This is a genomic window from Streptomyces sp. NPDC058274 (assembly GCF_042881375.1).
Classification (GTDB): domain Bacteria; phylum Actinomycetota; class Actinomycetes; order Streptomycetales; family Streptomycetaceae; genus Streptomyces.
This window is the reverse complement of record NZ_JBHVXW010000018.1, coordinates 52,846-77,905: the sequence shown is the minus strand read 5'-3', so window position 1 is coordinate 77,905 and position 25,060 is coordinate 52,846. Positions and strand designations below refer to the sequence as shown.

Genomic DNA, 25,060 nt, shown 5'->3' with positions numbered 1-25,060 from the left:
TGGAGGACGGGCCGGCTTCGGGCGTTTGCCGGTGGAGGCTAGAGCCGGCGCAGTCCGCTGGTGATGCGGTTCCATCGGGAGCGAGTGGCGCCGAAGCCGGTCTCGTGAGTCCACACGTGCCGGCACGAGGGGCACTGCAGATGGAGCAGGCTGCCGGTGTGGGAGAGCAGGTAGCGCCAATGGTCGGAGCACGACCGGCGCTGCGCGCATGGCGTGCAGTCCTGGCTGTCGGCGCAGCTCGGACAGGCCACCCAGGCACGGCGTCCGATTTCGGCCTGCGGATCAAGAGGCAGCACGGCCGCTCCCTCGCTCGGGGAGCACGCCCGCCGCGACCAGTTCCTCGTACAGCCGCTGCTGCTCGTCGTCGAGCCCGGAATACAGCAGGTCGTACGCCGCTTCCTCGCCACGCAGCACTGCGATCGGATCCCAGTCCGGCCCGAGGGCTTCCAGGACGTGGGCTCGTCGTCTCACCTCGTGATCGGTGAGGTCGACGGCGAAGCCGACCGGCGCGGAGTTGGCCTCATGGCCGGTGCCAGTCGGACCCTGGGAGGGCGACCCGTCCGGGCCGGGGGAGGGGCTGGAGTGGTTCGGGGACATGAGACCGAACTTAGGGAACCCTTTCTTCTTGGGGCAAGAGGAGGTGGGTGAAGTCACAGCAGGTCACACGATTTCGGGGTGGCGGCGTCGGTGCAGCGGCGGGAGGTGGGTCATTCTGGCCGTCGGGGCCGAAGGATCGTGATCTTTAGTCGTGAAACGGTGGACGACGCCGAAGTCATTGCCGGAGAAGCTGGTGCCGGTGGTGGAGCCAACCGCCGCTGGTCAAGGCGGAACTCGTGTACCAAGTCGGCATGCCGGCGGTGCAGGGCGCACAGTAGGCCGGACGTGACGGCGAGACCCGGCCCAGTGCCCGACCGGCGGGCAGGTCAGGCGGACGAGGTGGCGAAGTAGTGGCCCTTGTCGAGGTCGTCGATGAGGCCGGGGTGAGTCGGCTGCCACTCCAGCAGGTCGCGGGTGTACGCGCTGGAGGCGGCGCTGTCGATGCCGAGGAAGCCGGCCAGCCAGGCGAAGTGCGCGGCCGCGTCGTCGGGGTGGACCGAGGCCACGGGGAGGCCGAGGTGGCGTCCGATCACGTCCGCGACAGCCCGGATCGGCACACCCTCGTCCGCGATCGCGTGCAGCGTGGAGCCTGCCGGAGCGCTCTCCAGCGCGAGTCGGAAGAGATGCGCGGCATCGGACCGGTGCACGGCGGGCCAGCGGTTGGCGCCGTCTCCGATGTAGCCGGAGACGCCCTTCTCGCGGGCGATGGCGACCAGGGTGGCCATGAAGCCGTGGTCTCCGTCGCCGTGCACGGTCGGCGGAAGCCGGACCACCGACGAGCGCACGCCGCGGTCCGCGAGGGCGGCCGTCGCGTGCGCGTTGGCCAGCCGTTTGACCGGGCCGCTCGACGCGAGTGAGGCGGCGACGGAGGCGGACGCCTGTCCGTCCTGCTCGGTCGCGATCTGCCCCGGTGCCAGCCCGAGGGTCCCGGAGGCGATGAGGAACGGACGGTCGGAGCCGGCGAGCGCCTCGCCGAACGTGTCGATGGCACGCCGGTCCGCGGCGGCGGCGGCGTCGAAGCCGCCGCTGAACGCGATGTCGTGCTTGAAAGCGAGGTGGATCACGCCGTCGGATTCGACGGCCGCTGTGCGCAGGGTGTCGAGGTCGTCGAGCGTGCCGCGGCGGACCTCGGCGCCCGCCTCGGTGAGGGCGGCCGCCGCGGCGTCCGAGCGGGCGAGCCCGACGACCTGGTGGCCGGCGCCGATGAGCTCCGGAACGACGGCTGAACCGATCCAGCCGGAAGCGCCGGTGATGAACACACGCATGAGGAGGACCTCCGGGTACGTCGATCGACCTGGCCCCGCGCAGTGGGCGGCACACATGACGATCGAACCGATGTCAGTAACTGTCATCAACCGTAGCACCTGATGTCAGTCGCTGTCATCGCGTAGGATCGGGGCCATGGGTCGATGGGAACCGAACGCGCGCGGGCGCCTCGAACAGGCGGCGCTGGACCTCTTCAGCGAGCGCGGGTTCGAACAGACCACCGCCGCACAGATCGCCGAACGCGCAGGGCTCACGGAACGCACGTTCTTCCGTCACTACGCCGACAAGCGCGAGGTGCTGTTCGGGAACGCCCACGCGCTGGAGGAGGCCTTCGTGGAGACCCTTTCCGGCACCCCGGGCACGGCCGCGCCGCTCGACGCGATGGCCTCGACCCTGGAGACCATCGCCGCCTACTTCCTGGAGCGCCACGAGTTCGCCCGGCAGCGCCAGGCCGTCATCATGGCGAGCGCGGAGCTGCGCGAGCGCGAGCTGATCAAACTGGCGTCACTGTCCTCGGCCCTCGCTGCCACGCTGCGCCTGCGCGGCGTCAGGGAACCGGCCGCGAGCCTCACCGCGGAGGCGGCCATCGCCGTATTCAAGGTCGGGTTCGAGCGCTGGGTCAGCGAGAGTGGGGAGCGCACCCTCGCCGACTTCCTGCGGGAGTCCGTCGACGAGCTCAGGGCGGTGGCTGCCGGCGAGTGAGGGCGGGCGAGCGGGGGCGGTCGCCCCTCGCGGCTGGTTGATCAACCACCCTCCACCCAGGGGTGGTTGTCACGCCCCGCCATCCGGCGGGGCCGCTCCACGTCGAGGGGTGGCTCAGGCGGTCGGGCGGCGCGACGCGGGCCGACTGCCGCCGGGGCGGCGGTGAGCGTGGCCGAGTTGCGGGGCCGCTCCACGTCGAGGGGTGGCTCAGGCGGTCGGGCGGCGCGATGCGGGCCGACTGCCGCCGGGGGCGGCGGTGAGCGTGGCCGCGTTCGATCGTCCAGCGGCGGGAGGCGATCTGCCCGGCCCGCGCGAATACTGCGACGACATCGCCCTCAGGGCCCAGCAACGACACCGTCCTCAAGGCCCCGGCGATGGCGTCGTCCTCAAGGCCCAGGCGACAACCTCGCCCTCAAGGCCCCGACTCGGGCGCCTACTTCAGCCAGTCGGTGTAGTGGGTGGGGGCGATGCGGGCGTCGCTCTTGGGGGTGAGGACGTCGCCGTGGACGGCGGCGAACATACCGGCGGTGTCATCGGTGGTCACCGGCCGCGTGTCGCCCTTGAAGGAGAGGGTGATTCGGCCCAGTTCGTCGAGCGGGTAGGCGTCGGGACCCGCGACGTCGAGGGTGCCGTCGAGCGGAGCCCCGGCTGCGACGTCGGCGACGGCCGCGGCCACGTCGGCCGCGGCGATCGGCTGGAGCCGAGTACGGGGCAGGCGGACCGTGTTGTCGTCGGCGGTCCAGGAGAGGACGGCCTCGATGAACTCCATGAACTGCGTGGCGCGGACGATGGAATAGGGGACGGGGCCGCCCTTGAGAAGGTCTTCCTGGAGGGTCTTGGCCCGGTAGTAGTCGAGCTCCGGTACCTGGTCCACGCCGACGATGGACAGGATGACGAAGTGCCCGACTCCCGCCCGCTGGGCGGCGGACAGCAGGTTGTCCATCGAGGTCTGGAAGAACGCGGGGGACGCCTCGTCGAAAGTCGGCGAGTTGGTCAGGTTGACGACCACATCGGTGTTGGCGAGAGCTGTGTCCAGTCCCTGACCGGTGAGAACGTCGATCCCGGTGGACAGCGCGTGCGGCGTCGCGTCGTGCCCGGACGCGTTCAGGTTCTCCACGACCTTTGAGCCGATGAGTCCAGTGCCGCCGATGACTGCGAACTTCATGGCATGTCCTGCCCTTCTTGAATGATCTGTGCCCGCTGTAGGCGCCCTGCGTGATTTGGATGCACGCAGATCTAACTCGGATACTTCTTGTCCGAGATAATACTCGGACATCGCATGTCCGAGTCAAGGGGGGAGTGGATTAGAGTGGAGAAGTGAAGATGTCAGGAGGGGTCGAGTGGGCGCTGCACTGCTGTGTCGTGCTGACAGCGGTGGACGAGCCGGTGCCGGCCGCGCGGCTGGCAGAGCTGCACGACGTCTCGCCCAGCTATCTCGCCAAGCAGCTCCAGGCCCTCTCGCGCGGCGGACTCGTACGGTCGGTCCAGGGCAAGGCGGGAGGCTACGTCCTCACCCGCTCCGCCGATCTGATCACGGTGCTGGACGTCGTAGAGGCCGTCGACGGGCCCGGCCCGGCCTTCGTCTGCACCGAGATCCGCCAGCGGGGGCCCATGGCCACCCCGCCGGAGTCCTGCACCGCGCCCTGCGCCATCACCCGCGCCATGGCCGGCGCCGAGAGGGCGTGGCGCGACGCCCTGCGAGCAACATCAGTGGCCGACCTGGCCCGCGGCGTCAAATCCGACTACGGCCCCGGCGCGCTGGCCGGCATCAGCACATGGCTGAGCGCGACCGAAGCATAGGGCCCCCTCATCGCATGTGACGGCGGCCTCTGCTCCGAGCGGTCGAGCGGTGAGCCTCAAGGAGCGTTGTGAGGCGGCGGCGCTGGGGCTGGGACAGGTCCCGTACGGCAGGCGGTGGGCGAGGCGGCCGCGGTAGGAGTCGCCGTCGGCGGCGATCCCGGTGATTCATCCGGCGTTGGAAGTCGACGACGCCGAGCAGGAGAAGACCGTTCGTCAGGACCCCGTACTTGCCCTGGCCCGGCGCACGTCCGGCGGCGGAGGACAAAGAAGTGCGGGCACTGTCAGTGCCGCTCTCTAGGCTGCTCGCATGTCTTGTTCCTGGCAGCGTTGGGGGTAGGGAAAGAGTGCGTACGCCGGTCGAGGGCGAGGTTCATGTTCACTACGGCCAGATCTACGTCGAGAGCGATCCGGACAGCTTCGGCCCCGGTCTCGCAGAGGCGTTCGCCGGGCAGCGCGCCGGGCTGTGCGGGGCGGCGACACCCGGCGCGCTGTGGCTGACCACCGGGCTGCACACGGGCAACGTCGGCTTCACCATCGAAGTGCACGATCGGGCCCCTTCGCTGGACGTCGTGTGGGAGGACGTCGTGGAGGTGTCCTTCCGTCCCGTGTCGGCCGTCAGCTCGCTCGTGGAATGGGCGGGAGAGGATTCCTGGGAGCTGGGTCTGGAGAGGACTGACTACCGGGTGCGCTACTGCGCCAGAGGCATGGACGCGGCGCGCGCGGAAGACACCCGACTGAGCGGTGAGCCTCAACTGGACTGCTACCTGCTGCAGTTCTGGCCCGCACCGCCGGCGCCGGACCGCGTCCTGAGGCAGACCTCGGCCGTCGCCGCCTACCGGCACGACTACGCCCGCCGGCAGCCACCGCCCCCCACACCGGCCGAACGCGCGGAATCAGAACGTCTCGCCCGCCAAGTAGAGGAAAAGGCAGCACGGGAGCGCCGGCTCGCCCATGAACGATGGGACTGGGGCGGGCAGTTGCCCAGCGAATCCCTGCGCAACGTCGGTGGCGACGTACGCGGACTGCTCCGCTTCGACCCAGCCCTTGTCCATGCCCTCGATGCCGCCGGGCCCGCCACTCAGCGTGCGGCAGCCCTGCTGGCGGCGCGCCACGCATGCGGGGCGGCCGGTCTGGCAGAGCTCGACTGGGTCGCCGCCGGTCTCACCGCTGTGGCCGAGGGGCGTCCCCTGCCACCGCCCCTCGACGACCCGGACCGCGTGTGGCAGACACTGCAATCCGACCCGCGCGTTCCCGACAGGACCGTCGGGGAGGCTGTCCCGCCCCCTCGGCCTCCCTCCCGGCCGTCCACCGGCGACGGCGCGCAGACGTCGATGCCCATGCCCGCACAGGTGCCACCGATCGTGGGTCCCGCGGCTCTCGTGGCCACTGCGACGCAGTCGCCGAGCGTGCCGGCACCACAGCCCGACGGAGCGACGCCCCACACCTTGGCGATCACCGTCGGCGCACCGGATCGACCTCTACGGATGTCCCAGCCGCACATGGCCCTTCCCGCACTGCTCGGCGCCGCCCAGGCCGACCCGCTCCGGGCGGCCCTCGACGCCGTATACGCGGCCGTGGTCACCTATGGCGAGGACTACCGGGCGCTTCTGCGGGAGGTCTGGTCCGTGTGCGAGGGGCATCCGTAGAGGTCGAGGTCCCCACTGCCTGCGCGTGCCGCCCCGCCGGGTGTTCAGGAGGACGGGCCCCAGTCGTCGCGGCTGGGCATGGCGGAACTGGGCGCCGTCAGTGGCAGATTGACGAACGACGCTGCCTGCGGGGAGCGTTCGATGGTGTAGATGCCGCCGGCCAGGTTCGACCGTTGCTGCGGGGTGGGGGCGACGGGGAAGTGGAAGTCGGCCGGCGGCTGGCTGTTGACGGTGAGCTGGATCCGGTACCCGGCTGGAATCCTGGTGAGGTTCGACAGGAGAGAGATGTCGTACCGGGTGGTCTGGCCGGGTGTCACGGGGTGCTGTGACGCCTGGGTGTAGGGGTGACTGGGTTTGAGCAAGGCATTGTTCGCGCCGTACCAGCTCTCCTGGGTGTCCACGGCGCGTTGACTGCCCAGGAGGATTCCGTCGGCTTGCTTGGTCACCGTCCCGTCCGGGGCAACGATGTTCAGCGTGGCCGTCAGCTCGGCCTCCGTGGTCGTCGACTTGGCGTAGAGGGTGACGTCGGCCGGCCCGTCGAGCAGGGCCGCGTCGGCGAGCGGGGCGGTGGTGTAGGTCAGGGTGTTGGCTGCGGTCGCCGCACTCCAGGAGAGAGGGTCACCTCCCTGGCCCGCCGGTTTGGCGGAGGTGAGGGAGCCACTGCCGAGGTAGTAGGTCCGGGCGTCCGAGGACAGCGGCCACGCGGCGCTGTCGACCCAGGTGTTCGCGCCGTTCTCGAACAGGTGCAGGGGCGCCTTCGTAGCGGCCATGCCAGTGGGCGCGTTCTTGAGCCAGGTGTCGAACCACTCCAGGCGGATGGCCTGCAGCACTGCTTCGTCGACATGTTCTCCGTGCGTCCAGGGCCCGACGATCGCCTGGTAACGGCCGGTGACGGGTTCACCGGCAGCGATCGGAGCGGTCAACGGCCGGTGGAAGTAGGCGTTCTGCGCAGCCAGGTAGGCGCCGAGGTTCCCGCCGGGATAGAGATCCTTCCAACCGGCCTCGGTCAGCGCGGGAATGCCGTTGTTCACGATCCCCGGCATGAGCTTCTGGACGTTCAGGGACTGCCAGTACGCGTCGTTGTACGAGCGTGAACCACCCGTAGCCTGCTGGGCGATGGTCACGGACTGCGGGTCGGTGGCAGGGTCGTCCTCGGGGCCACGCGGCTCCGCCTGGGCGATGCCCGCCACGAAGTTGGTGGGAATTCCGCCATTGGCGGTGAGGTCGTTGTAGAAGTCCGAGTCGGTGCAGAAGGGCGCGATCGCTTTGAGCGCGGAGTTCTTGCCCACGGCCGCCGCGGTGAACCACTGGTTCACCCCGAGATAGGAACAACCCTCAAGTCCCACCTTGCCGTTGGACCCGGAGAGGGTGCGTGCTGCCCAGTCGACGAGGTTGGCTCCGTCCTTGCCCTGCCGGTCGCCGAACCAGTCGACCTGGCCACCGGATTCACCGGTGCCGCGGACCGCGGAGGCCACGTAGATGTAGCCGCGCTGCACGAAGTACGTGCCGTTGTCGGCTGGGTCGGAACGGGCTGTGCCGTAGGGACTCTGGGTCACGAGCACCGGGAACGTGCCTGAAGCGCGCTCGCCGGTGGTCGGGTCGGTCGGATAGACGACTTCGACGGCGATCTTCACGCCGTCATCCATGACGACGGTGGTGTGGACCGGCTCGCTCGGTGCGTAGGAGGCTGCGGGCGGCTGCCAGGTGGTGGCTCCTGCGGGGAGGGCCGTGCTGGTGGTCTGTCCTGCCGCCACGAGCAGGAGCACGGCGGAAGCACTGCTCAGTACGGAGGCCCGGTGGGGCCGTCCGACCCGGGCTCGGGCCTTGGGCTTCTTCATGCGGGTTCCTTGAGGTTGGTGACGGTTTCCCGTCACGCGGCGTGAGGAACAGGACCGGTCTGCTGGGCGCGGTTCAGAGCGAAGAGCGGGAACACCGTGCGCCCGCGTACCTCGTTGGTCAGCTCCGCCATGACCAGATAGAAGGCGACGGCGGCCAGCACGATCTCGACGTAGCCCGCGGTGTGCAGCACCGGCTCGCTCGGAACACCCGCGCTCGTGGCGCCCAGGTAGGCGATCACCAGCAGCACGATCGTCAGTGTCAGCAAGGCGAACGCCGTCACGGTCACCGCGTTCGTGCCCAGACTGGCGACGGCGAAGACCACCGTGACGATGAGCCAGGCGACGAGGAACAGCCCCAGTGACTGCATCACCGCATGTCCACCCGCAGCCGCCGCGGCCTCCGCTGACGCTCCGTTGGCCTTTGCCGCGGCGGCCGCAGCTCCTGCGATGTGAGGTGCTGCCCAGAACTCGATGACGGTGTAGCCGAGCCAGAACGCCCCGTAGGCCGTCAGGAAGGCGGCCGCGAACGTCGCGCCGGCGGCCAGGGCGAAGAATCCCGCGACGAGTTGGACGATGCCGCCGTAGAAGAAGGTGCCGGCCAGCACGATCGTGCCGTCGGCCGCGTCGATGATGCCGGCGGTGTGCAGGCCCAGGATGAGCGAGCACCAGGCGAACCCAGCTGCTCCTACCGCTGTTGCGTGACCGATAGGGGACGTGGTGCCAGTCGCGGCCGGCAGTTTTTGGGCGTGGGAAAGCGTCACTTCAGTCACAGTGATCACCCTTCAGAAAGGTCGACAGCGGGTGCATCCGGCCTCTGTAGTCAACCGAATGGTCGGTAGTTTGTGGAGGGCGGTTGGGGCTGTCAAGGGATCGAACCGAAGTGGAAAACGGGTTGATACCGCCTCGACTCGGGCCGTCGCCAGCCGAGTGACGGAGCGGGGAGCGGCCTCTGCGGCGGCCCCCTTGATGGGGATCCAAGGGCATCGCCCCTGGTGGGGGAGGGTCCCGTCGCCCCTTGTCCGAGTGGCGCAGCGGGCGATGGCCGGCAGCCCGGGAGACCGGTGTCGAAGGGCTTCACAGGCGACAGAAACTGGAGATATATTCTCCATAACGAGCAGACGGTGGTGTCCTCGGGAGCCGCCGCCGACAGTCACCCACCGCGGACACCACTCACCGTCCGGGAAGTCTCCGCGCCGGGATCCGGTGATGACTTCGGTGTCTGCCGTTCGTGCGCTCGGTCGGGCCTGGATTCTTCACTCGGTCCCGTCGGACGGCTGCCCTGCTTGCCGGCCGGCTACTGGGCAGCCCCAACCGACGGTGCGCGCGAGGGCGCGTCACCGTGCATCCGGCGCTTGTGTCCCGGCCACATCGAGGCAGCACGTCTCGGGGCGCACCCACGCTGGGGGTGGTGGTCCGGTCAGCGCGGCGAGCGGTCACGCAACCCGTCGAACACCACCGCCGTCAACGCGTCCGCCAGCGCGGCAGCCGGGAGCCCTCCCTCGGGGCGGTACCACTCGATGAGCGAGTTGACCGTGCCGAACAGCAGGCGACTGGCCAGGTGGGGATCGATGTCGCTGCGCACGCCTCCCTCGGCTGCGGCCCGGGCCACGAGTTCGGCCACCCGGTGGTCCAGCTCGCGGCGGCGCTCCAACGCCCGCTGTTCGACTGCGCTGTTGCCGCGCACGCGCAGGAGAAGGGTGACAAACGGCAGCTCGGCCACCAGGACCTCCACGCTCCGGTGCACGATGTGCTCGAGGCGGGCGGTGGCGGTGAGCGCGGGAGAGCGGTCCTCGTCGTCGAGGGCGGCGAACAGGGCGTCCAGCGCACGGCCCACCGCGAGATCGAGCAGCTCGTCCTTGCCCGAGACATGGTGATAGATGCTGGACTTGCTCAGCCCCAGGCGCTTGGCCAGCTCTTCCATGCTGGTGCCGTCGTAACCGCGCTCATTGAAAACGGTGACAGCGACCTGTAGTACGGAGTCACGGTCATAGGCAGGGCGGCTGCGAGGCCCAGTGGAGCGCTGCACGGATGTTCTACTCATGCCTCCATTCTGACAAGGTCTGCATTCACAGGCAGCGAAGATCCCTTACCCGCTGAATCTTGCCCACGGAGCGCTCCAGGGTTTCCGGGTCGACGATCATCACGTCGACGGTCACACCCACGCCGTCCTTGACCCCTTGCGCGATGGACCGGGCGGCGCTCTCCCGCCGCACCCCGCCCGTGCCAGGACGTGCCTCGACGCGGACGGTCATGTGGTCCATCCGGCCACGCCTGGCCAGCTCGATCTGGAAGTGCGGAGCGACGTCCGGGGTCCGCAGCACGATCTCCTCGATCTGGCTGGGGAAGATGTTCACCCCACGCAGAATGATCATGTCGTCGCAGCGGCCGGTGATTTTCTGGATGCGGCGGAAGGCGGGCCGTGCGGTACCGGGCAGCAGCCGTGTGAGGTCGCGGGTGCGGTAGCGGATGATCGGCAGGGCTTCCTTGGTCAGGGAGGTGAAGACCAGCTCACCGTCCTCTCCCGGGGCCATCACGGTGTCCGTGAACGGGTCGACCACCTCGGGGTAGAAGTGGTCCTCCCACACATGCAGTCCGTCCTTGGTCTCGACACATTCCTGCGCCACGCCCGGGCCGATCACTTCGGACAGGCCATAGATGTCGACCGCGTGCAGGTCCATGCGCTCCTCGAGCTCCCGGCGCATCGCCTCCGTCCACGGCTCCGCTCCGAAGATCCCCACTTTCAGGGACGTGGAGCGCGGATCGATGCCCTGCTTCTCGAACTCGTCGAGGAGGGTGAGCATGTACGACGGAGTGACCATGATGATCTCGGGCCTGAAGTCCTGGATGATCTGGACCTGCCGTGCCGTCATGCCGCCCGACGCCGGAATGACCGTGCAACCCGCCCGCTCGGCACCGTAGTGCGCACCGAGTCCGCCGGTGAACAGGCCGTAGCCGTAGGAGATGTGCACCTTGTGCCCGGGCCGGCCGCCGGCGGCCCGTATCGACCGGGCAACCACGTCGGCCCACATCGACAGGTCGTTCTCGGTGTACCCCACCACGGTGGGCCGGCCGGTGGTGCCGCTCGAGGCATGGATGCGCCGCACGTCCGCCATCGGGACCGCGAACATCCCGAACGGATATGTCTCGCGCAGATCCGCCTTGGTGGTGAACGGGAACCGGGCCAGGTCCTCGAGCGAACGGCAGTCGTCGGGCCGTACACCGGCCTCGTCGAACTTCCGCCGGTAGAGCCCCACTTGGGCATACGCACGCTGGAGCGTGGTCCGCAGGCGGTCCAGCTGGAGTTCCTTGAGCCGCTCGGAGTCGAGGCGCTCACCGTCGTCCAGCAAATCCTGCGGGAGCGGCTGCCCCCTGCGGGAACCCATGGCCGCCCCGGCCGTCGGCTCGCTGCTCATGGCGACTCCTTCGTCGTTGGGCTGCTGCGGCTGAGCCCGCGATGCGGCACCCTTGGTGACTCTTCCGGGCTCATGGCTGTTGAACGCGCGGACCAAGGAGCGGTCGGCGCGCGTGATCTATCCGTGGGGCTGTCCGATGTCCGATGTCCGTTGACCTTTGTGGGGCACAGTCATCTGGAGCGCGTCGGCGCTGCAACGTCGTTTCGCGCAGCTGGACCCGAGCCCCTGAGGCGCCTGGACGGCGGTGACCATCAACTCCACCGTCACGCCGAAGTCCCGCGTCAGCCGTCACCGCCCGTGAACTGACCGAACATTCGGTTAGCGTGCGGCCAAGTAACCCAGCATCACTACTGCCTGTCAAGAGGGATAGCTGCGAAGCCTTCCGCCTGCCGGTTCTGCGGCCCAACGCGCCCCATCAGTGTCAGGCAGCCCGACGTCCTTCCGTGGCGCCCACGAGTGACCGCGCTGAAGCCGACGAACCGGATGGCATGACAACTGCTCACCATCTGCGTGCCCGCGCGTGAGAGGTAGTTGGGGAGCGCCGGTGGCCTGGCTAGTCCGTCCCGGGCTCGGGCCTGACGAGTCCCATCAGCTGCTCGACGCTCTCGTTGCTCAGGCTCGGTGTCGTCAGCGGGGGATTGTCGGGGCGTTCGCGCAGGCCGTTGAGAAGGACCTCGATGTAGCGCCGCCAGATCTCCGGGCGCGTCCCCCGGGTGAACTGCGCCGCGCTGCTGAGCATGTGCTGGATCACCGGGATGTCGGAAGCGGTGACCTCCGGCCGCAGCTGGCCGCTTTCCTGCGCTCGCCGGACCAGCGCCTCGAGGAAGGGGAGCATTCCGGCGCGTGTCGTCTCGATGGGACCCGAGCTGTGACTGCCGAGCATGACCGCCTCGTGCAGTCCCCGGTTCTCGGCCAGGTCGGCGGACATCTCCATGAGGAAGTCGACGAGCCCCTGCCACGGATCGGGGTGGGTGAGAGCTCGTTCCGCGGATTCCATGCGCCCCTCCGCGTCCTGCTCGAAGACGGCGCGGATCAGGGCTTCCTTGGTGGGGAAGCGGCGATAGAGGGTGCCGACGCCGACCCCGGCGTGCCGGGCCACATCATCAAGAGTGACGTTCAGCCCTCGCTCGCCGAAGACCTCACGTGCCGCACGCAGTACACGCTCCCGGTTGAGAGCGGCATCGCGCCTCAACGGGCGTCCACCCTCCGCCGCGCTCTCCGCCCGGGAACTCTCAGTCATGACCGTATGGTAACCCTGTTGATCATGCCCGGTAGCTGCTGAGCCACCACGCCTCGTGGCCTCCCTGGCGGCTGCGCCGCGAGACCGGTCCTGCTCGGTGTGCACACGGGCGGCGGTTCGGCGGGTGGGCCGACCGGGTCGGCCTCGTCCTGGCGGTCCTGGTCCCGGAGTGCGCAGGCCGGCCTGTCGCGAGAGCTGTGCGTTACGTGCTCGACGTGCTCGACGTGCTCGCCAGAAAATGTCAGAGGCCCGGGGTGTCCCGCGCCCGTGCCCGGACGGTGAACTGGGCACGGGCGCGGGCGGGGTCAGCTACTGGCCGAGGCAGGCGGGGGTTTGGGGCCGCCGAAACCGTGTTCCGAGAGGTCGAACCAGTTGCCCTCGGGGTCCATGGCCCGGTACTCCGCGAAGGGGCGGTTGGTGAAGCGCTCGGCCGGCTTCGGAGTGCCCGCCGCGACCAGCGACTCCGCTGTGGCCGCCGTATCGGCGATGTGGAAGCCGAAGTGATTCATGCCCACCGGGGTGTCGCCGTCGAGCTGATGCTTGATCAGGGCGAGGGAGAGGTAGCCGTCGGAGAGGAAGCAACTGCCGTCCGGGTCACGGTGGAAGAGTTCCATCGAGAAGACCGAGGTGTAGAAGGCGGCCAGTTTCTCGGGGTCCCGGGCGACTATCGCCAGGTGGCGCAGGGCGGGGCGGGCCGGTTCGGGCGTAGTGGGCTCCGGCACTTCTGCGGTCTCCTTCGGGATGGACGGGATCATGTTGTGGAACGCGGTGATCTGCCAGTCCCTGCTGCCGGTCCGTTCCACCACGGCCAGAGCATGCGTCGTCGCCAGCGCCGTGCCGTCGGGGGTCCGGATCGTCGACGTAGCCTCGACCGTCGCGAGGTCAGGACGCAGCTGACGTACGGCAACGACCTCGGCATCCAGGCGAGTTGACGCATACAGGGTGCGGAACAAGCGGTCGTGGCCCGCCTCGATGCCCGCGCGGCCCGGCGGTTTGTCCCCTCGTACGGTCGTGAAGTCGCAGTCGGGAGAGAAGTTCGAGGCGAAGAGCGCGGCGTCCCCCGCCGCCCAGGCGCGGGACATCGTCGCCCACAGGGCGCGGAAGGGAGCGTCATCGGTCGTCGTCATGCCGGTCACACCCCCGCCGTCGTTCTGGTGCGGACGCGCAGGGGGAGTTCGGTGCAGGGACTTCCGGGGGACGCCGCCCGGGGCGGGGCCCATGCCGCCAGTGAGTGGTAGAAGGCGTCGGCCCTGCGCTCCAGGTAGCAGATGATGTTGATCGGCCAGGTCGTGTTGCCGAACATGTGGTGGTCCATGGGGGTCGGGCGCTCACTGAGCACGAAGTCGCGTTCTTGTGGCGGGCCTATGCGGTGCCAGTCGGGGTGCATATGGATGGAACCCAGCAGGTCCAGGCCCAGGGCGTCGGCCTCCCTCGAGGCCTTGAGGAGGTCGCGCGAGTCGATCCACCAGGCCCGGTGCTCGTTCTCGTAGGCCGGTCCGAAACGGGGCACGATCGTCTCGCTGAACTCGAGGCGGGCCGCCGGATCCGTGGTGCGGGCGTTACGGCCGAAGGCAACGCGCTCGACGTGCAGCGTGCCGCGGTCGGCGCTGCCCATGAGGAGCGCGAAGCAGGGGAGGGGGGCCTCAGGGGTGATGAGCTGATACTCACCGACCGCCGCGGTGAGGAACGCGTCGAGTGCCTGATGGTCCATCAGAACCGTTGGGGGAGTGCAACAGTGCTCGTCCGATAAGTTCGGAAAGTCGGCTGAGGTCGACATGTTGACCTGGCTCCAATGCTCGTGGGGGGTACGAGAGGGGAGCGTAGGGCAAATACTTGAAGTCTTCAGTACCTTGTTCGGAACGTGGGGATATCCCTATCCGTGAAGCGCCTCTGGCCTGGCGATTTCGCCCGGGAGGCTGCCTTCTTGAACGGATTGGCCGGATCCGTACGCTCTGCTGTTCCGGGCGCGCACGTGCTGTTGAGCCGGCTCTTGCGCGCGGCGAAGCGGAAACGGCTCTGGCCATCTGCGCCGAGATCCTCGCCGCGCTCGACCGACGCCCGGCCGTGACGCTCCGCGAAGGCGCCGGGCCGATCAACTCGTGACGGACGCCGTGACAGGGAGAAGTGAGAAGTGCAGCCCCGTGGCGTGGGACTGCACTCGTACCGTGCGGATCAAGTCCGCATCGTCGGGTCAGACGGCCGCGAGGGAGACCTCGGTCGACTTGATCAGGGCGACGACGGAGGAACCGGTGGTCAGGCCGAGGTCGGTGACGGCGTCCTTCGTGATCACGGAGGTCAGTTCGCCGCCCGGGACGGTGACCTTGACGGAGGCCATGGCGCCGCCGGTGGCGATGTCGCTGACGGTGCCGGGGAGCTGGTTGCGGATCGACAGGCCCTTGACCGCTGCGGTGGCGAGGGAGACCTCGGTGGACTTGACCAGGGCGCGCACGGCCGAACGGTCGGCGAGGCCGAGTTCCTTGACGGCGTCCAGCGTGATGGCCGCGGTGATGTCCTGACCGCCGTCGAGCCGGACCTTGACGGTCGCCATGACCTCGCCCGGCGTGACGGAGGTGACGGTGCCGGGGATCTGATTGCGGATGCTCAAGCTCATGACGTACGGCCTCACAGAGAAAGTTGCGGATTGTCAGGCTTTGGGCCTGCTGTGAACCCCACCGTAGTCCGACAGGCCGCGGCCTTTCCGAGACCTGCCGCATCCGCGAGCCGAAGGGCGGAAGGCCCGCAGATGCGGGCCACCCGAAGGTCACGAGACGTTCGGGACCGGTGTGCTCGGCCTCGGTCTGCCCGACGCCCGTCGGCCTACCGGCGCAGACCGAGGGCGTCCCGGCCCGCGTATCGGGCCTGGGCGCCCAGTTCCTGCTCGATGCGGATGAGCTGGTTGTACTTGGCGGTCCGGTCGGAGCGGGACATCGACCCGGTCTTGATCTGACCGCAGCCGGTGGCCACGGCGAGGTCGGCGATCGTGGTGTCCTCGGTCTCGCCGGAGCGGTGCGACATCACCACCGTGTAGCCCGCCCGGTGGGCGGTGCCGACGGTGGCCAGGGTCTCGGTGAGGGTGCCGATCTGGTTGACCTTCACCAGGACGGAGTTGGCCACGCCGTTGCTGATGCCCTCGCGCAGCAGCGTCTCGTTGGTGCAGAACACGTCGTCGCCGGTGAGCTGGCAGCGGTCCCCGAGCCGGGCCATGAGCAGCCGCCAGCCGTCGAGGTCGTCCTCGGCCATGGGGTCCAACGAACGCCTTGAAGAGCTGTCTCGTGGATCATTCCGCTTTCCTTGTCGAGCCCCTGTGGCCCCGCGCGAGGCACGGGATCCACAGGGGGACGGCGATGATCCGGATATCGCCGGCACAGTCATGGACGGGCCACGGATGGCTACTTCGCCGAGTCGCCGCGCGTGCCGGCGCCGACCGGGAAGGAGGGCGCGGCCGCGGTGGGCAGGGCTCACGCCGGCTTGCGGAGATTCCTCACGCAGTCGCTCCCGAGGCGGCCTTCTTGACGAGTGCCGCGACCTCACCGGGCTTGGAGGCGTAGACCGCGTGACTGCCGCCGGTCTCGGTCACCGTCGCGCCGGCCCGCTCAGCCATGGCGCGCTGGGCCGGGGGCGGGATCATGCGGTCGTCGGTGGTCACCAGGTAGAAGCTCGGCTTGGTACGCCAGGCCGGATTGACGATCGCCTCGCCCACGGCGTCCAGGCCCCAGGGCACTTGGGAGTCGGCCAGGAACTGGGCCTCGTCGGCGGGCAGATCCCCGGCGAACGCCGCGGCGAACTTCTCCCGGTCGAGGAAGAGGAAACCTTCGTTGGGCGGCAGGATCGGCGGAACGGCAGCTCCGGGCGGCGGGTCGGCGATCAGGGTGTTGACGGACTCGCCCTTGTCGGGCGCGAACGCCGCGACGTACACAAGGGCCGTCACGTTCTCGTGATTGCCCGCTTCGGAGATCACCGCGCCGCCGTAGGAGTGCCCGACCAGGACGGTCGGGCCGTCCTGAGCGTCGAGTACCAGCTTGGTCGCGGCGACATCGCCGGCGAGGGAGAGCGTCGGGTTCTGGACCACGCTCACGGCGTAGCCGTCCGCGCGCAGCAGTTCGTACACCCCCCTCCAGCCCGATCCGTCGACGAATCCGCCGTGGACGAGAACGACATTCCTTGCTTCCGGGGTCGCGCTCACGAGGGACCAACTCCTTCATGGGACGGGCTGTCGCTCGTCCGAGGTCGCGGAAGTGGTGTGGAAGGCACGGCCTGTTGAGGCGAGGCCGTCGCCGGGGCCTGGGCCTGGGCCTGGGCAAGGAGCCGCGCCTGGGCACGTGCGAGACGCACCTTGGTGAAAATGGCGGGACCCACGAGGCCGGCCATGCCCGTGCAGGCCGGGGCGTCCCCCGCGCCGCAGATGGCCAGACTGACGCCGATGAAGGTGAAGCCCGCGCCCCACGCCGAGGTGATGTGGTTATTGACCCGGAGGAACCCGGAGGAACCCGGAGGAAATTCGGCATGCCCCCAGTACTCGCGGGCGTCTGGCGCTTGGTTGTGCCCAGGGTGAAGGGGGCGACGCATTGCCAGTGTCCCCCAGGCGGTGGCGGCCAGCCAGCCGAAGGAGACGACATCGGTGTGGTCCGCCAGGGCAAGGTCCGGCCTGGCCACGGCCACGGCACCGGCCGGCGGCGACCGCGGAGGGGGCAGGACCTCCGGCTGGACCCGGGCCGCCCCGACGCGGCGGCGACAGGACGAAGGGTTTCTCCCGCCGACAGCCGACTGCCGACAGCCGACAGCCGACAGCCGACGGTCGCTGGACGATGCGACGTAGGTGACCAGGACAGCTAAGCGGATAGATGCATCCACTTGCTGTTAGGGTGGTTCCCGTCGGCGTTGCCCATCACGCCACGGGAGGAGTTCGAATGTCGCGCAGGGTTTGGCTCCCGCTGGGCGCGGTGGTCCTGGTGGTGAACGCGGTGCAGTGGGTGGTCGCCGAAGCCGTCACCGCGGCGGCCTGGACCGATCCGCCCTACAGCTACGCCGCGAACTACATCAGCGACCTCGGCGTACCCGACTGCGGTACGCAGTTCCAGGGCCGCGACATCTGCTCGCCGGCACATTCGCTGATGAACGCGTCGTTCATGGTCGAAGGGATCTTGTTCGCGACCGCGGTCGTGCTGCTGGCGCGCCTGGTCGAGGGCCGCGCGCGGCGCGTCATCATCGCCCTCGCCATCGCGCATGGCGTGGGGATGGTGCTGGTCGGGCTGTTCCACGGCTCCCCGGACGGCCCGAGCGCCGGTCTGGTCATCCACGTCGCGGGGGCGGGAGTCGGCATCCTGTGCGCGAACACCATCGCGATCATCGCGGGGTCCCTGCGGAGCCTCGGGCAGCCGCCGGCGTACCGCGTCTTCAGCATCACGGTCGGCGCCCTGGGCCTGTTGAGCGAGGGCTTCGTGAGTGTGTCGGCGAGCACGGCAGGGGTGTTCGAGCGCGGCGGTGTGTACTCCTGGCTGCTGTGGAGCGTCGTGACGGGCACCGTTCTCCTGGTGCGGAACCGGCGCCGCGCCGCGATGGTGGAGAGTGTGTCGGTGTGACCCGGGACATCGAACGCCCACTGCGAGCGGACGCGGCACGAAACCGCCGGCTGATCATGCGGACGGCTGACCGCATGTTCGCGCAGGGGGGTGTCTCCGTCACCCTCAACGAGATCGCGCGCGAGGCAGGCGTCGGAGTCGGCACGGTGTACCGGCGCTTCCCGGACCTCCAGTCGCTGATCGACGCCCTGTTCACCGAGCGGTTCACCGTGTTCCTGCAGCTGGCGGCGGCAGCGGCCGAGCAGCACTCGGACCCTGGTCAGGCGCTTCGCCAGTACCTGCTCGAGGCGGCGCAATGGAGAGCCCGGGACCGGGCACTGGACGTCATCCTCGCCAACGCGAGCATGGACACGCGGCCGATCGCCCAGATGCGGGACGACCTGGGCGGCCTCGTGGACGGCCTGGTGGAACGAGCGGTGGCAGCAGGCGCCGCCCGCGAGGACTTCGCCAGCGCCGACGTGTACGCCTTCCTGCACATGGTCGGCGCCATCGCCGACCGGACCCACGACATCGCGCCCGACGCCTGGCGCCGCTACGCCGAAGTCCTGCTGATGGGCTTCGGCCTGGAGCAGTCCCCGCCGGCACACACCTCCGCCATGTCCGACGGCCAGGTCCGCCGGACATGGCCCAGGCCCGAGGCCTTTCGATAGCAGCGGGACGATTACGGGGAGGCCCCGCGCGAGGTGGCGTCGGCGCTGACTGCCTGCACGGAGAACAAGGTCAGGTCCGCTGGGGAACTGGCGCCTTTTCGGGCCTGCTTGGGTCAGCTAGCGTGTGAACTGCTGCCTCGTCGGGCCTGCTTGGGTCAGTTCGCGTGTGAACTGCTGCCTCGTCGGGCCGCCTTGGGTCAGCTAGCGTGTGAACTGCTGCCTCGTCGGGCCTACTTGGACTCGACCCGCCCGAGTGGGCCGGGACTCGCCGACAGCGCGTCGAGCGCCGTCTGCCAAGCGGAATCGCCGGGATGGAGCGCGCTGCGGAGATAGGCCCAGGTGAGCCGCTGGACGGCGGCCACCCGCTCGGGGTTCTCGTCCGTGGTCTCGGCGACGTCGTATCCGGAGATCCCGCCCAGTCCGTGTTCTGCGTCGAACAGGGTGAGCAGGGACTTGGGGCCGGGGGAGAGGAGATAGGGATCGGTGTGCCACTCCGGTCCCTGGACCGTCAGGTGGGTGGAGGCGTCCTTTTCGCCGGCGACCACGAGCGTGGGTGTCGTCATCCCGGAGAAGTCCGTGGTCGAGAAGAAGGAGTAGTTCTCGGCTGTGAACTCGCTGAGGGCGTCGCCCCCTCTGCCAGGCGCGGCAAGCAGCACACCTGCCTTGATCCGGTGCTCGGCCAGGTCCACTTCCGTGCCGTCGAGCGGATCGGTGAGCCGGGCGCCCAGCAGCAGGCTCGCGGTGTGCCCGCCCATCGAGTGCCCGGCAACGGCGACCTTGCTCCGGTCCAGGCGCCCGGCGAGCTGCGGGACGGCGGCCTCGATCACGTCGAACTGGTCGAGGATGCGCGTCATGTCCTCGGCCCGCGATCGCCAGTACAGAGGCGCCTCGGGATCGCCGGGATCCAGGCTCAGCGTCCTCGAGCTCAGATGGGTGGGCTGGATCACGACAAAGCCGTGCGCCGCCCAGAAGTTGACGAGTGGGGCGTAACCGTTCAGTGAGGAGGGGTGGTTCGAGAGGCCCTGGCCGTGCGAGAGGAGGATGACCGGCAGGTCGCTTCCGGTCACGGGCGCGGAGACCCGCACCTCCAGGTCCACGGCTCGGCCGGGAGCCGGCAGCACCACCGGACTGACCGAAAGGACAGCGGTGGGCGGGCTGACGGCGTCGGCTGTGCAAGTGGGTTCACTCATGAGGTGTATTCCCTTCCATGGCCTCGGCCGCCGGCCTCGATCGGCCGGCGGCGGGTCAGGCGCTCAGGGGCGTCCCGCTTCGGCTAGACTCAAAGCGGAGCGTCGTTCCGTTTAATATACGGAGCACTGTTCCGCTTTGTCAACGATCATCGGAGGGAGGGCACGTTGCCCAGTACAGGCCGGTCCGGCGGGGAGGTGCCGGCCCGCAGCAAGCGGGCCGACGCGCTGCGCAACCAGCAGACGCTGCTCGACGCTGCCGCCGCGGTGTTCGTCTCCTCCGGCGTCGACGCGCCGATCCGTGAGATCGCGGCCAGAGCCGGCGTCGGGATGGGGACGATCTACCGCCACTTCCCGAACCGTGCCGATCTCGTCGTCGCCGTCTACCGCCACCAGGTCGACGCCTGCGCCGAGGCCGGCCCGACCCTGCTGGCAAGCGCCGACTCGCCGCTCGCGGCACTCCGTCAGTGGGTCGACCTCTTCGTCGATTTCCTGGTCACGAAGCACGGACTCGCCAACGCGATGCAGTCGGACAGCAGCGGATTCGACGCGCTGCACACCTACTTCCTCGACCGCTTGGTGCCCGTCTGCGCGCACTTGCTCGACGCCGCGGTCGACACCGGTGAAATCAGGCCCGGTACGCACGCCTACGAACTGATGCGAGGAATCGGCAACCTCTGCATCGGACGTGACAGCGACTCCCGCTATGACCCCCGCCGACTGGTCGAACTGCTCCTCAAGGGGCTACAGCAACCGCAGCCACTCTGAAGCCGACGCTGCGCCCATATGCGGGGAGGGGCTGTCCTGGGGAATTCCTGTGCGTACGCACTTCAACGGCTGGGGTTCCTTTGTGTTCGCCCAGAACTCCGTCATCAGGCTTGATCTCCTTCGCGGTACCCGCGTAGACCAGTGGTCAGTTGTGGGCGTTACGGTCCCCCGCTCACTGGCGATGACGCGACGGAGAGGGTGGTCATGATTCGGCTGCTGGATGTGCGCGGGAGCGGGTCTTTCTCGGTCGGGAGCCCGGCGGTTTCGCGCCGCAGCGTGCTGCGGCAAGCGGCCTCGCTGGCTCTCCTCGGCTCCGCGCTGACCGCCGTCGGGAGCACGACTGCGGCCGCCGCCACCACGAAGGCCGGTCCATCGCTGGACTTCGAAGGAGTCACGCTCAAGGTTCTCTGCAACAGCCCGCACGTATCCATGTACAACAACTTCCTGGCCCCGGCCTGGCAGCAGTCGACCGGTGGCACGCTGCGCGCGACGGCCGTCGACTACACCCGGCTGGCGGACACGATCATCCAGGACGTGCGGAGCGGCACGGGCGAGTTCGACTGTTTCGACTATTACTACTACCTGTTGGGGACGATCGCGGATGCCGGAGCGCTGGTCGACCTGACCAGTTGGATCGCCGGACAGCCGGACCTGAACACCGGTGACTTCCTGCCGAGCGTCTACGACCCGTACACCGTCCACCGGAACCGACGTTACGGACTGCCGTACGACGGCGACCAGCACCTGATCTTCTACAACCAGGAACTTCTCGTCAGGTACGGGCTGAAGCCGCCGAGGACCTGGGACGCCTACGACGCGGCCGCCAAAAAGATCACCGAGGGCGGTGGTGGCGCGTACTACGGAGCCGCTGTGACGGGCCAGCCGGACCCCATGGTGCTGGGCCCCGCGTTCATCAACCGGCTCGTCGGTTACGGCGGCGATCTCGTCGACCGCAGCGGCCGGCCGACCCTCACCACGCACGCCGCACTCGCCGCCGCCCAGCACTTGATCGACATCGCGCCGTACGCGCTGCCCACACCCACCGAGACCGGGCTGGGCGCCGCCACCGACGCCTTCATGGCGGGTCGGGCAGCGCTGGTGGAGACCTGGACGGGTGTGGCGCAGCGGGCCGCCGACCCCGCGCTGTCGAAGGTCGTCGGCAAGTGGGGTGTGACGGCGCTGCCGCTCGGCGGGGGCAACACGCGCCGCCGCACCCCGCTCAACGGGGGCTACGGCGTCGGCGTCTCCGCCGCCTCCAAGAACCGGGACGCGGCGCTGGAGTTCCTCAAGTGGCTGACCAGTGCCGACGAGATGCTGCGGGAGACCACCCAGAAGAACAGCGCCATCGACCCCAACCGCACGAGCGTCCTGCACTCCACCGCGTACGCCGCGAACACGCCGTCCGCGGTCGACCTGATCCGGGCCGGCCTCGACGGTACGCCGATGGTCTGGCCCAACGGCCCTGCCGGTCCCGGCAACCTGCAGCGACTCGTCGACCAACTCGCCCTGGCCATCGAGGGCAAGCAGAGCGCCGCCACGGCACTGCGGAACGCGCAGGCGGCCTGGACGGCGTAGGCCTCCGGCCCGGAGGCCACCCCGGGTTCGCTTGGCGCCGACCACAAAGACGAGGTGCACGCGGTTCACCGGCGCTGACAAGGTGCGCAGGTGAACCGCGAACAGTTCTCCAGGATCGCCCATGCGTACTCGAGACAGCCGCCATCCGACGCTCCGAGTGGCTGCGGGTGTACCGGGAGACCTGGGGGTTCGTCTCCCTGGTCCCGCGTCGCAGCGGTGTGGGGCCGGGCAACACCGGCCCCACACCCCGTCGACGGCGCGGATCCACGATCAGATCCGGCCACTCCGGGAGCCGCCCAGGGCCGACGCAGGGCGACGACCGCTGACTTGACGGGTTCGATGGCCGGATCCCCACGGGGCGTTGGAGTGGCGTGGTCTGTTTCAGCCCTCGGACGCCCATGGCGGTCAGCGCGAGGACCGTCAGGGTGACCGCGGTTGCCTGCGCGAGAGTGCCGCCCAGTACGGGCGTTGAGATGCTGAGGCCCTGCCAGAACAGCAAGCCGCTCAGGCGGTTGGCCAGGATGACCAGACCGAGCGCGGCGAGGCCGATCGCCCTGCCCCTGGCCTCGCTCTTCTCGGCGTCGCGGTTGCGCATGACGAGCCATCCGACACCCAGGACGAGGAAGCCCGTCGCGGGTCCCCAGGCGGCATCGGCCGCGGCAGGCGCCAGCGTGATGGAGGCACCGATGAGAGTGCAGCAGGCCATGTGGACGAGGCCGGGGGAGCCCACGGGGAAGCGGGCCGGCGGGGCATCGCGGTGGAAGGCCGCGTAGACCGCGACGACCGTCAGCCAGGCGAAGAGCATGGTCGTGATGGTGTAGGCCGGTTCGGCCGGGACCCTCCCCTCGGAGAGTTGAATGAGGAGCGTGCTCACGGTCGGCAGCGCGGCCAGGACCACGGACATACGGGCCAGACGACGGTGGCCGCCGACGAGGGCGAAGTAGCCGACGGTCCACAAGAGCGGAAGGGTCCACTCGGTGATGGTCCGGACGGCGATGAGCGGACCGTGTCCGGACCAGTCCATCAGGGACATCGCCTGATGAGGCGTACTGGTCGTCCCGAGCCAGGTTGCGCCGAGCACTCGGTCAGTGAGGGTGGATGCCGCCTGGAGCAGCAGCGCGCAGAGAGCGAAGAAGCGGGCGGAGGAGCCGAGGAGTGCGTACGGCCGGGGCGCCTTGCCGGTGGCGAGACGGCTGCGTATATGCACGCGGACCGTACGGGCGTGTCGCCGAGCTTGGAAGGGGAGGGCGCCGCCTTCTGTCGGTGTGCAGCCCCTCGGGGATTGCGCCCACTGGACGGGCCGTGGCCGGACATGCGCGCTCGCCCCGGTGGGAACTGCGCGAGTTCCACCAGGGCGAGCGGTATCACCAGGAGTCCGCACGGCCTGCGGCGCGGGCTCCGTCCCGATCACCGGCAGCCGACACTTCGGACGGGCGCGCTGCGGTGCGGGGCCATGCCGAACGTGGCGGCCGTGGGCCGGGTCAGCGGGTGTAGGTGACCCGGCTCTCCTTCAGGGCGCCGCAGTTGGAGCCGGAGATCTGCACGTACACGTTGCCGATGCTGCCGCCCCAGTCGACGCAGTGACCCTTGCCGTAGACGTACGTCGGCCCCGCGAACGACGTGTACGTCCCGTAGTCCTCGTCGCCCTGGTCGGTGTCGGCGACGTAGATCCATGCGGACATGTCCACGGCGGTGCCCGGGGTGTTCCGGATGGTCGTGACGCAGTTCTTGCCGTTCGAGGCGTTGTAGGTCAGGTAGACCGTGCCCCGCGAACCGATGGGGGCCGAGTTCACGGTCTTGTAGCTGCTTCCACAGACCTTCTGCGGCGTGGTGTTGGGTGCGGCGGAGGCGGTCCCCGCCAGGGCGGTCGTGGCCCCCAGCGACAGGGCCGCTACTGCGGTGGCGCCCAGGACGGAACGGGTGAATCGCATATTTCCCCCTTGTGAGTGTTGGAGTCGGTTGCTCCTGCCCTGTGTGACCTGCGACTCACAGGAATGGTTGTGCTTTGTCGGCAAGTTCAGGCCCAGGGGCGTACGCGGAACATGTCCGCACCGTCGCGTCGTCCCCGCGTCCGTCCTTGAACCGGCCCACGTTCACGCAGCGTGCTCCGGTGGACCGGCAGTGGCGAACTGACGCCGTCGTCCCGGGGAGAGCGCATGACCGCGGCGCCACAGCGGCGTGGGGGGCAAGCGGTTCGGTCACGCCACGCCCAACACCTTGCGCGCAAGCTGTTCGAAGCGCCCCGGCGGGCGCGCGCAGTGGGCCACTTGACGGACCGTAAGGTTCCGGCGGCTTACCTGCCAGGTAATCGACCCCCGCGCGGGCCGCATGCCACGATCGGCGGCGTACGGAACCCCGACAGACCGGAAGGACGCCATGCCTGCCTACGCCATAGCTCACCTGCGCGACGCCGCCCCGCACCCGGAGATCGCCGAGTACATGGAGCGCATCCCTGCCACCTTCGCGCCCCACGGCGGCCGCTTCCTCGTGCACGTCACGCAGCACGAGGTGAAGGAGGGCAGCTGGCCCGGGCACGTCGTGGTGATCGGCTTCCCCGGGATCGCCGAGGCGCGGGCGTGGTGGGACTCACCCGCGTACAAAGAGATCGCACCCCTGCGCTCCCGGCACATCGAGGGCGACACCATCCTGGTCGAAGGCGTCCCAGAGGGCTACGACCCCGCCGCGACCGCCAAGGCGGTGCGGGAGGCCATCTCCACCGACTAGCCCTCGGGTTCGGCCGGGCTCAGCCGCGCTCGGCCACCGACGGCTCGCGGTCGCACACTCGCCTGCGGCCTTCAC

Annotated in this window: 23 protein-coding genes and 1 pseudogene; 8 read left to right on the top strand and 16 right to left on the bottom strand. The window is 69.3% G+C overall.

What is annotated here, in order from left to right:
* Positions 1-38: 38 nt before the first annotated feature.
* The 3 genes from ACFVYF_RS28920 to ACFVYF_RS28910 form a co-directional block, all read right to left on the bottom strand.
* Positions 39-296 (bottom strand): hypothetical protein, encoded by a 258-nt coding sequence (locus ACFVYF_RS28920; RefSeq protein ID WP_383273534.1) that lies wholly within the window; start codon positions 294-296, stop codon positions 39-41.
* Positions 283-597: a DUF6400 family protein gene (locus ACFVYF_RS28915; RefSeq protein WP_389460014.1), complete on the bottom strand. Its 315-nt coding sequence runs from the start codon at positions 595-597 to the stop codon at positions 283-285. Before ACFVYF_RS28915 ends, ACFVYF_RS28920 begins: the two co-directional genes overlap by 14 nt.
* 326 nt (positions 598-923) lie before the next feature.
* Positions 924-1,862, bottom strand: coding sequence for an SDR family oxidoreductase (locus tag ACFVYF_RS28910; protein ID WP_389460012.1), 939 nt, complete (start codon positions 1,860-1,862; stop codon positions 924-926).
* A gap of 136 nt (positions 1,863-1,998) precedes the next feature.
* Between ACFVYF_RS28910 and ACFVYF_RS28905 the strand changes: the two genes are divergently transcribed.
* Positions 1,999-2,565 (top strand): TetR family transcriptional regulator, encoded by a 567-nt coding sequence (locus ACFVYF_RS28905; protein WP_389460011.1) that lies wholly within the window; start codon positions 1,999-2,001, stop codon positions 2,563-2,565.
* 433 nt (positions 2,566-2,998) lie between these two features.
* On the opposite strand, the gene ACFVYF_RS28900 is transcribed toward ACFVYF_RS28905, so the two are convergent.
* Positions 2,999-3,730 carry an SDR family oxidoreductase gene (locus ACFVYF_RS28900; protein ID WP_389460009.1) on the bottom strand — a complete coding sequence of 244 codons (732 nt, stop codon included), beginning with the start codon at positions 3,728-3,730 and terminating at the stop codon, positions 2,999-3,001.
* Positions 3,731-3,888: 158 nt separating this feature from the next.
* On the opposite strand from ACFVYF_RS28900, the gene ACFVYF_RS28895 reads away from it, so the two are divergent.
* Complete coding sequence (locus ACFVYF_RS28895; protein WP_389460191.1) at positions 3,889-4,365, top strand: RrF2 family transcriptional regulator; 477 nt, start codon at positions 3,889-3,891, stop codon at positions 4,363-4,365.
* 344 nt (positions 4,366-4,709) lie between these two features.
* Positions 4,710-6,011: a hypothetical protein gene (locus ACFVYF_RS28890; RefSeq protein ID WP_389460008.1), complete on the top strand. Its 1,302-nt coding sequence runs from the start codon at positions 4,710-4,712 to the stop codon at positions 6,009-6,011.
* A gap of 44 nt (positions 6,012-6,055) precedes the next feature.
* Here the strand turns inward: ACFVYF_RS28890 and ACFVYF_RS28885 are convergent, their stop codons facing one another.
* From ACFVYF_RS28885 to ACFVYF_RS28840, 10 genes and pseudogenes are all read right to left on the bottom strand, one after another.
* Positions 6,056-7,849: a CocE/NonD family hydrolase gene (locus ACFVYF_RS28885; protein ID WP_389460006.1), complete on the bottom strand. Its 1,794-nt coding sequence runs from the start codon at positions 7,847-7,849 to the stop codon at positions 6,056-6,058.
* Between the two features lie 32 nt (positions 7,850-7,881).
* Entirely contained in the window at positions 7,882-8,610 is a 729-nt protein-coding gene (locus tag ACFVYF_RS28880; protein WP_389460005.1) for an acetate uptake transporter, read from the bottom strand.
* A gap of 656 nt (positions 8,611-9,266) precedes the next feature.
* The gene (locus ACFVYF_RS28875; protein ID WP_389460003.1) at positions 9,267-9,890 is read right to left on the bottom strand and encodes a TetR/AcrR family transcriptional regulator; all 624 of its coding nucleotides are present in this window, start codon (positions 9,888-9,890) and stop codon (positions 9,267-9,269) included.
* A 25-nt stretch (positions 9,891-9,915) separates the two neighbouring features.
* On the bottom strand, positions 9,916-11,262 hold the full coding sequence (gene paaK, locus ACFVYF_RS28870) for a phenylacetate--CoA ligase PaaK (protein WP_389460001.1): 1,347 nt from the start codon (positions 11,260-11,262) through the stop codon (positions 9,916-9,918).
* Between the two features lie 553 nt (positions 11,263-11,815).
* Entirely contained in the window at positions 11,816-12,502 is a 687-nt protein-coding gene (locus tag ACFVYF_RS28865) for a TetR/AcrR family transcriptional regulator (protein WP_389459999.1), read from the bottom strand.
* A 305-nt stretch (positions 12,503-12,807) separates the two neighbouring features.
* Positions 12,808-13,629, bottom strand: a complete 822-nt coding sequence (locus ACFVYF_RS28860) for an SgcJ/EcaC family oxidoreductase (RefSeq protein ID WP_389459997.1) — start codon at positions 13,627-13,629, stop codon at positions 12,808-12,810.
* Positions 13,630-13,634: 5 nt separating this feature from the next.
* Positions 13,635-14,213, bottom strand: a complete 579-nt coding sequence (locus ACFVYF_RS28855; protein WP_389459995.1) for a hypothetical protein — start codon at positions 14,211-14,213, stop codon at positions 13,635-13,637.
* A gap of 480 nt (positions 14,214-14,693) precedes the next feature.
* Complete coding sequence (locus ACFVYF_RS28850) at positions 14,694-15,113, bottom strand: molybdopterin-binding protein (protein ID WP_389459993.1); 420 nt, start codon at positions 15,111-15,113, stop codon at positions 14,694-14,696.
* Between the two features lie 206 nt (positions 15,114-15,319).
* Positions 15,320-15,748, bottom strand: a pseudogene (gene eno / locus ACFVYF_RS28845) (phosphopyruvate hydratase); the annotation flags it as partial.
* Between the two features lie 235 nt (positions 15,749-15,983).
* Complete coding sequence (locus ACFVYF_RS28840; RefSeq protein WP_389459991.1) at positions 15,984-16,685, bottom strand: alpha/beta fold hydrolase; 702 nt, start codon at positions 16,683-16,685, stop codon at positions 15,984-15,986.
* Between the two features lie 724 nt (positions 16,686-17,409).
* Here ACFVYF_RS28840 and ACFVYF_RS28835 point away from each other — a divergent pair.
* Positions 17,410-18,081 carry a DUF998 domain-containing protein gene (locus tag ACFVYF_RS28835; RefSeq protein ID WP_389459989.1) on the top strand — a complete coding sequence of 224 codons (672 nt, stop codon included), beginning with the start codon at positions 17,410-17,412 and terminating at the stop codon, positions 18,079-18,081.
* Entirely contained in the window at positions 18,078-18,731 is a 654-nt protein-coding gene (locus ACFVYF_RS28830; RefSeq protein ID WP_389459987.1) for a TetR/AcrR family transcriptional regulator, read from the top strand. Before ACFVYF_RS28835 ends, ACFVYF_RS28830 begins: the two co-directional genes overlap by 4 nt.
* A gap of 230 nt (positions 18,732-18,961) precedes the next feature.
* Here the strand turns inward: ACFVYF_RS28830 and ACFVYF_RS28825 are convergent, their stop codons facing one another.
* The gene (locus ACFVYF_RS28825; RefSeq protein WP_389459985.1) at positions 18,962-19,921 is read right to left on the bottom strand and encodes an alpha/beta hydrolase family protein; all 960 of its coding nucleotides are present in this window, start codon (positions 19,919-19,921) and stop codon (positions 18,962-18,964) included.
* Between the two features lie 165 nt (positions 19,922-20,086).
* Between ACFVYF_RS28825 and ACFVYF_RS28820 the strand changes: the two genes are divergently transcribed.
* Together ACFVYF_RS28820 and ACFVYF_RS28815 are read left to right on the top strand one after the other, a co-directional pair.
* Positions 20,087-20,686, top strand: coding sequence for a TetR/AcrR family transcriptional regulator (locus ACFVYF_RS28820; RefSeq protein WP_389459983.1), 600 nt, complete (start codon positions 20,087-20,089; stop codon positions 20,684-20,686).
* Positions 20,687-20,962: 276 nt separating this feature from the next.
* A complete protein-coding gene (locus ACFVYF_RS28815) occupies positions 20,963-22,261 on the top strand; it encodes an ABC transporter substrate-binding protein (protein ID WP_389459981.1) in 1,299 nt (432 codons plus the stop codon).
* Between the two features lie 1,481 nt (positions 22,262-23,742).
* Here ACFVYF_RS28815 and ACFVYF_RS28810 read toward each other — a convergent pair.
* Positions 23,743-24,192, bottom strand: a complete 450-nt coding sequence (locus ACFVYF_RS28810; RefSeq protein WP_389459980.1) for a spore-associated protein — start codon at positions 24,190-24,192, stop codon at positions 23,743-23,745.
* A 445-nt stretch (positions 24,193-24,637) separates the two neighbouring features.
* On the opposite strand from ACFVYF_RS28810, the gene ACFVYF_RS28805 reads away from it, so the two are divergent.
* Positions 24,638-24,985 (top strand): DUF1330 domain-containing protein, encoded by a 348-nt coding sequence (locus ACFVYF_RS28805; RefSeq protein WP_389459978.1) that lies wholly within the window; start codon positions 24,638-24,640, stop codon positions 24,983-24,985.
* Positions 24,986-25,060 lie beyond the last annotated feature (75 nt).

Coding starts and splice junctions, on each gene's coding strand:
- ACFVYF_RS28825 (WP_389459985.1), bottom strand. CDS start 19,921: ATGAGTGAACCCACTTGCACAGCCGACGCCGTCAGCCCGCCCACCGCT.
- ACFVYF_RS28865 (WP_389459999.1), bottom strand. CDS start 12,502: ATGACTGAGAGTTCCCGGGCGGAGAGCGCGGCGGAGGGTGGACGCCCG.
- ACFVYF_RS28875 (WP_389460003.1), bottom strand. CDS start 9,890: ATGAGTAGAACATCCGTGCAGCGCTCCACTGGGCCTCGCAGCCGCCCT.
- ACFVYF_RS28910 (WP_389460012.1), bottom strand. CDS start 1,862: ATGCGTGTGTTCATCACCGGCGCTTCCGGCTGGATCGGTTCAGCCGTC.
- ACFVYF_RS28810 (WP_389459980.1), bottom strand. CDS start 24,192: ATGCGATTCACCCGTTCCGTCCTGGGCGCCACCGCAGTAGCGGCCCTG.
- ACFVYF_RS28885 (WP_389460006.1), bottom strand. CDS start 7,849: ATGAAGAAGCCCAAGGCCCGAGCCCGGGTCGGACGGCCCCACCGGGCC.
- ACFVYF_RS28900 (WP_389460009.1), bottom strand. CDS start 3,730: ATGAAGTTCGCAGTCATCGGCGGCACTGGACTCATCGGCTCAAAGGTC.
- ACFVYF_RS28905 (WP_389460011.1), top strand. CDS start 1,999: ATGGGTCGATGGGAACCGAACGCGCGCGGGCGCCTCGAACAGGCGGCG.
- ACFVYF_RS28895 (WP_389460191.1), top strand. CDS start 3,889: ATGTCAGGAGGGGTCGAGTGGGCGCTGCACTGCTGTGTCGTGCTGACA.
- ACFVYF_RS28860 (WP_389459997.1), bottom strand. CDS start 13,629: ATGACGACGACCGATGACGCTCCCTTCCGCGCCCTGTGGGCGACGATG.
- ACFVYF_RS28835 (WP_389459989.1), top strand. CDS start 17,410: ATGTCGCGCAGGGTTTGGCTCCCGCTGGGCGCGGTGGTCCTGGTGGTG.
- ACFVYF_RS28850 (WP_389459993.1), bottom strand. CDS start 15,113: ATGAGCTTGAGCATCCGCAATCAGATCCCCGGCACCGTCACCTCCGTC.
- paaK (WP_389460001.1), bottom strand. CDS start 11,262: ATGAGCAGCGAGCCGACGGCCGGGGCGGCCATGGGTTCCCGCAGGGGG.
- ACFVYF_RS28915 (WP_389460014.1), bottom strand. CDS start 597: ATGTCCCCGAACCACTCCAGCCCCTCCCCCGGCCCGGACGGGTCGCCC.
- ACFVYF_RS28855 (WP_389459995.1), bottom strand. CDS start 14,213: ATGGACCATCAGGCACTCGACGCGTTCCTCACCGCGGCGGTCGGTGAG.
- ACFVYF_RS28805 (WP_389459978.1), top strand. CDS start 24,638: ATGCCTGCCTACGCCATAGCTCACCTGCGCGACGCCGCCCCGCACCCG.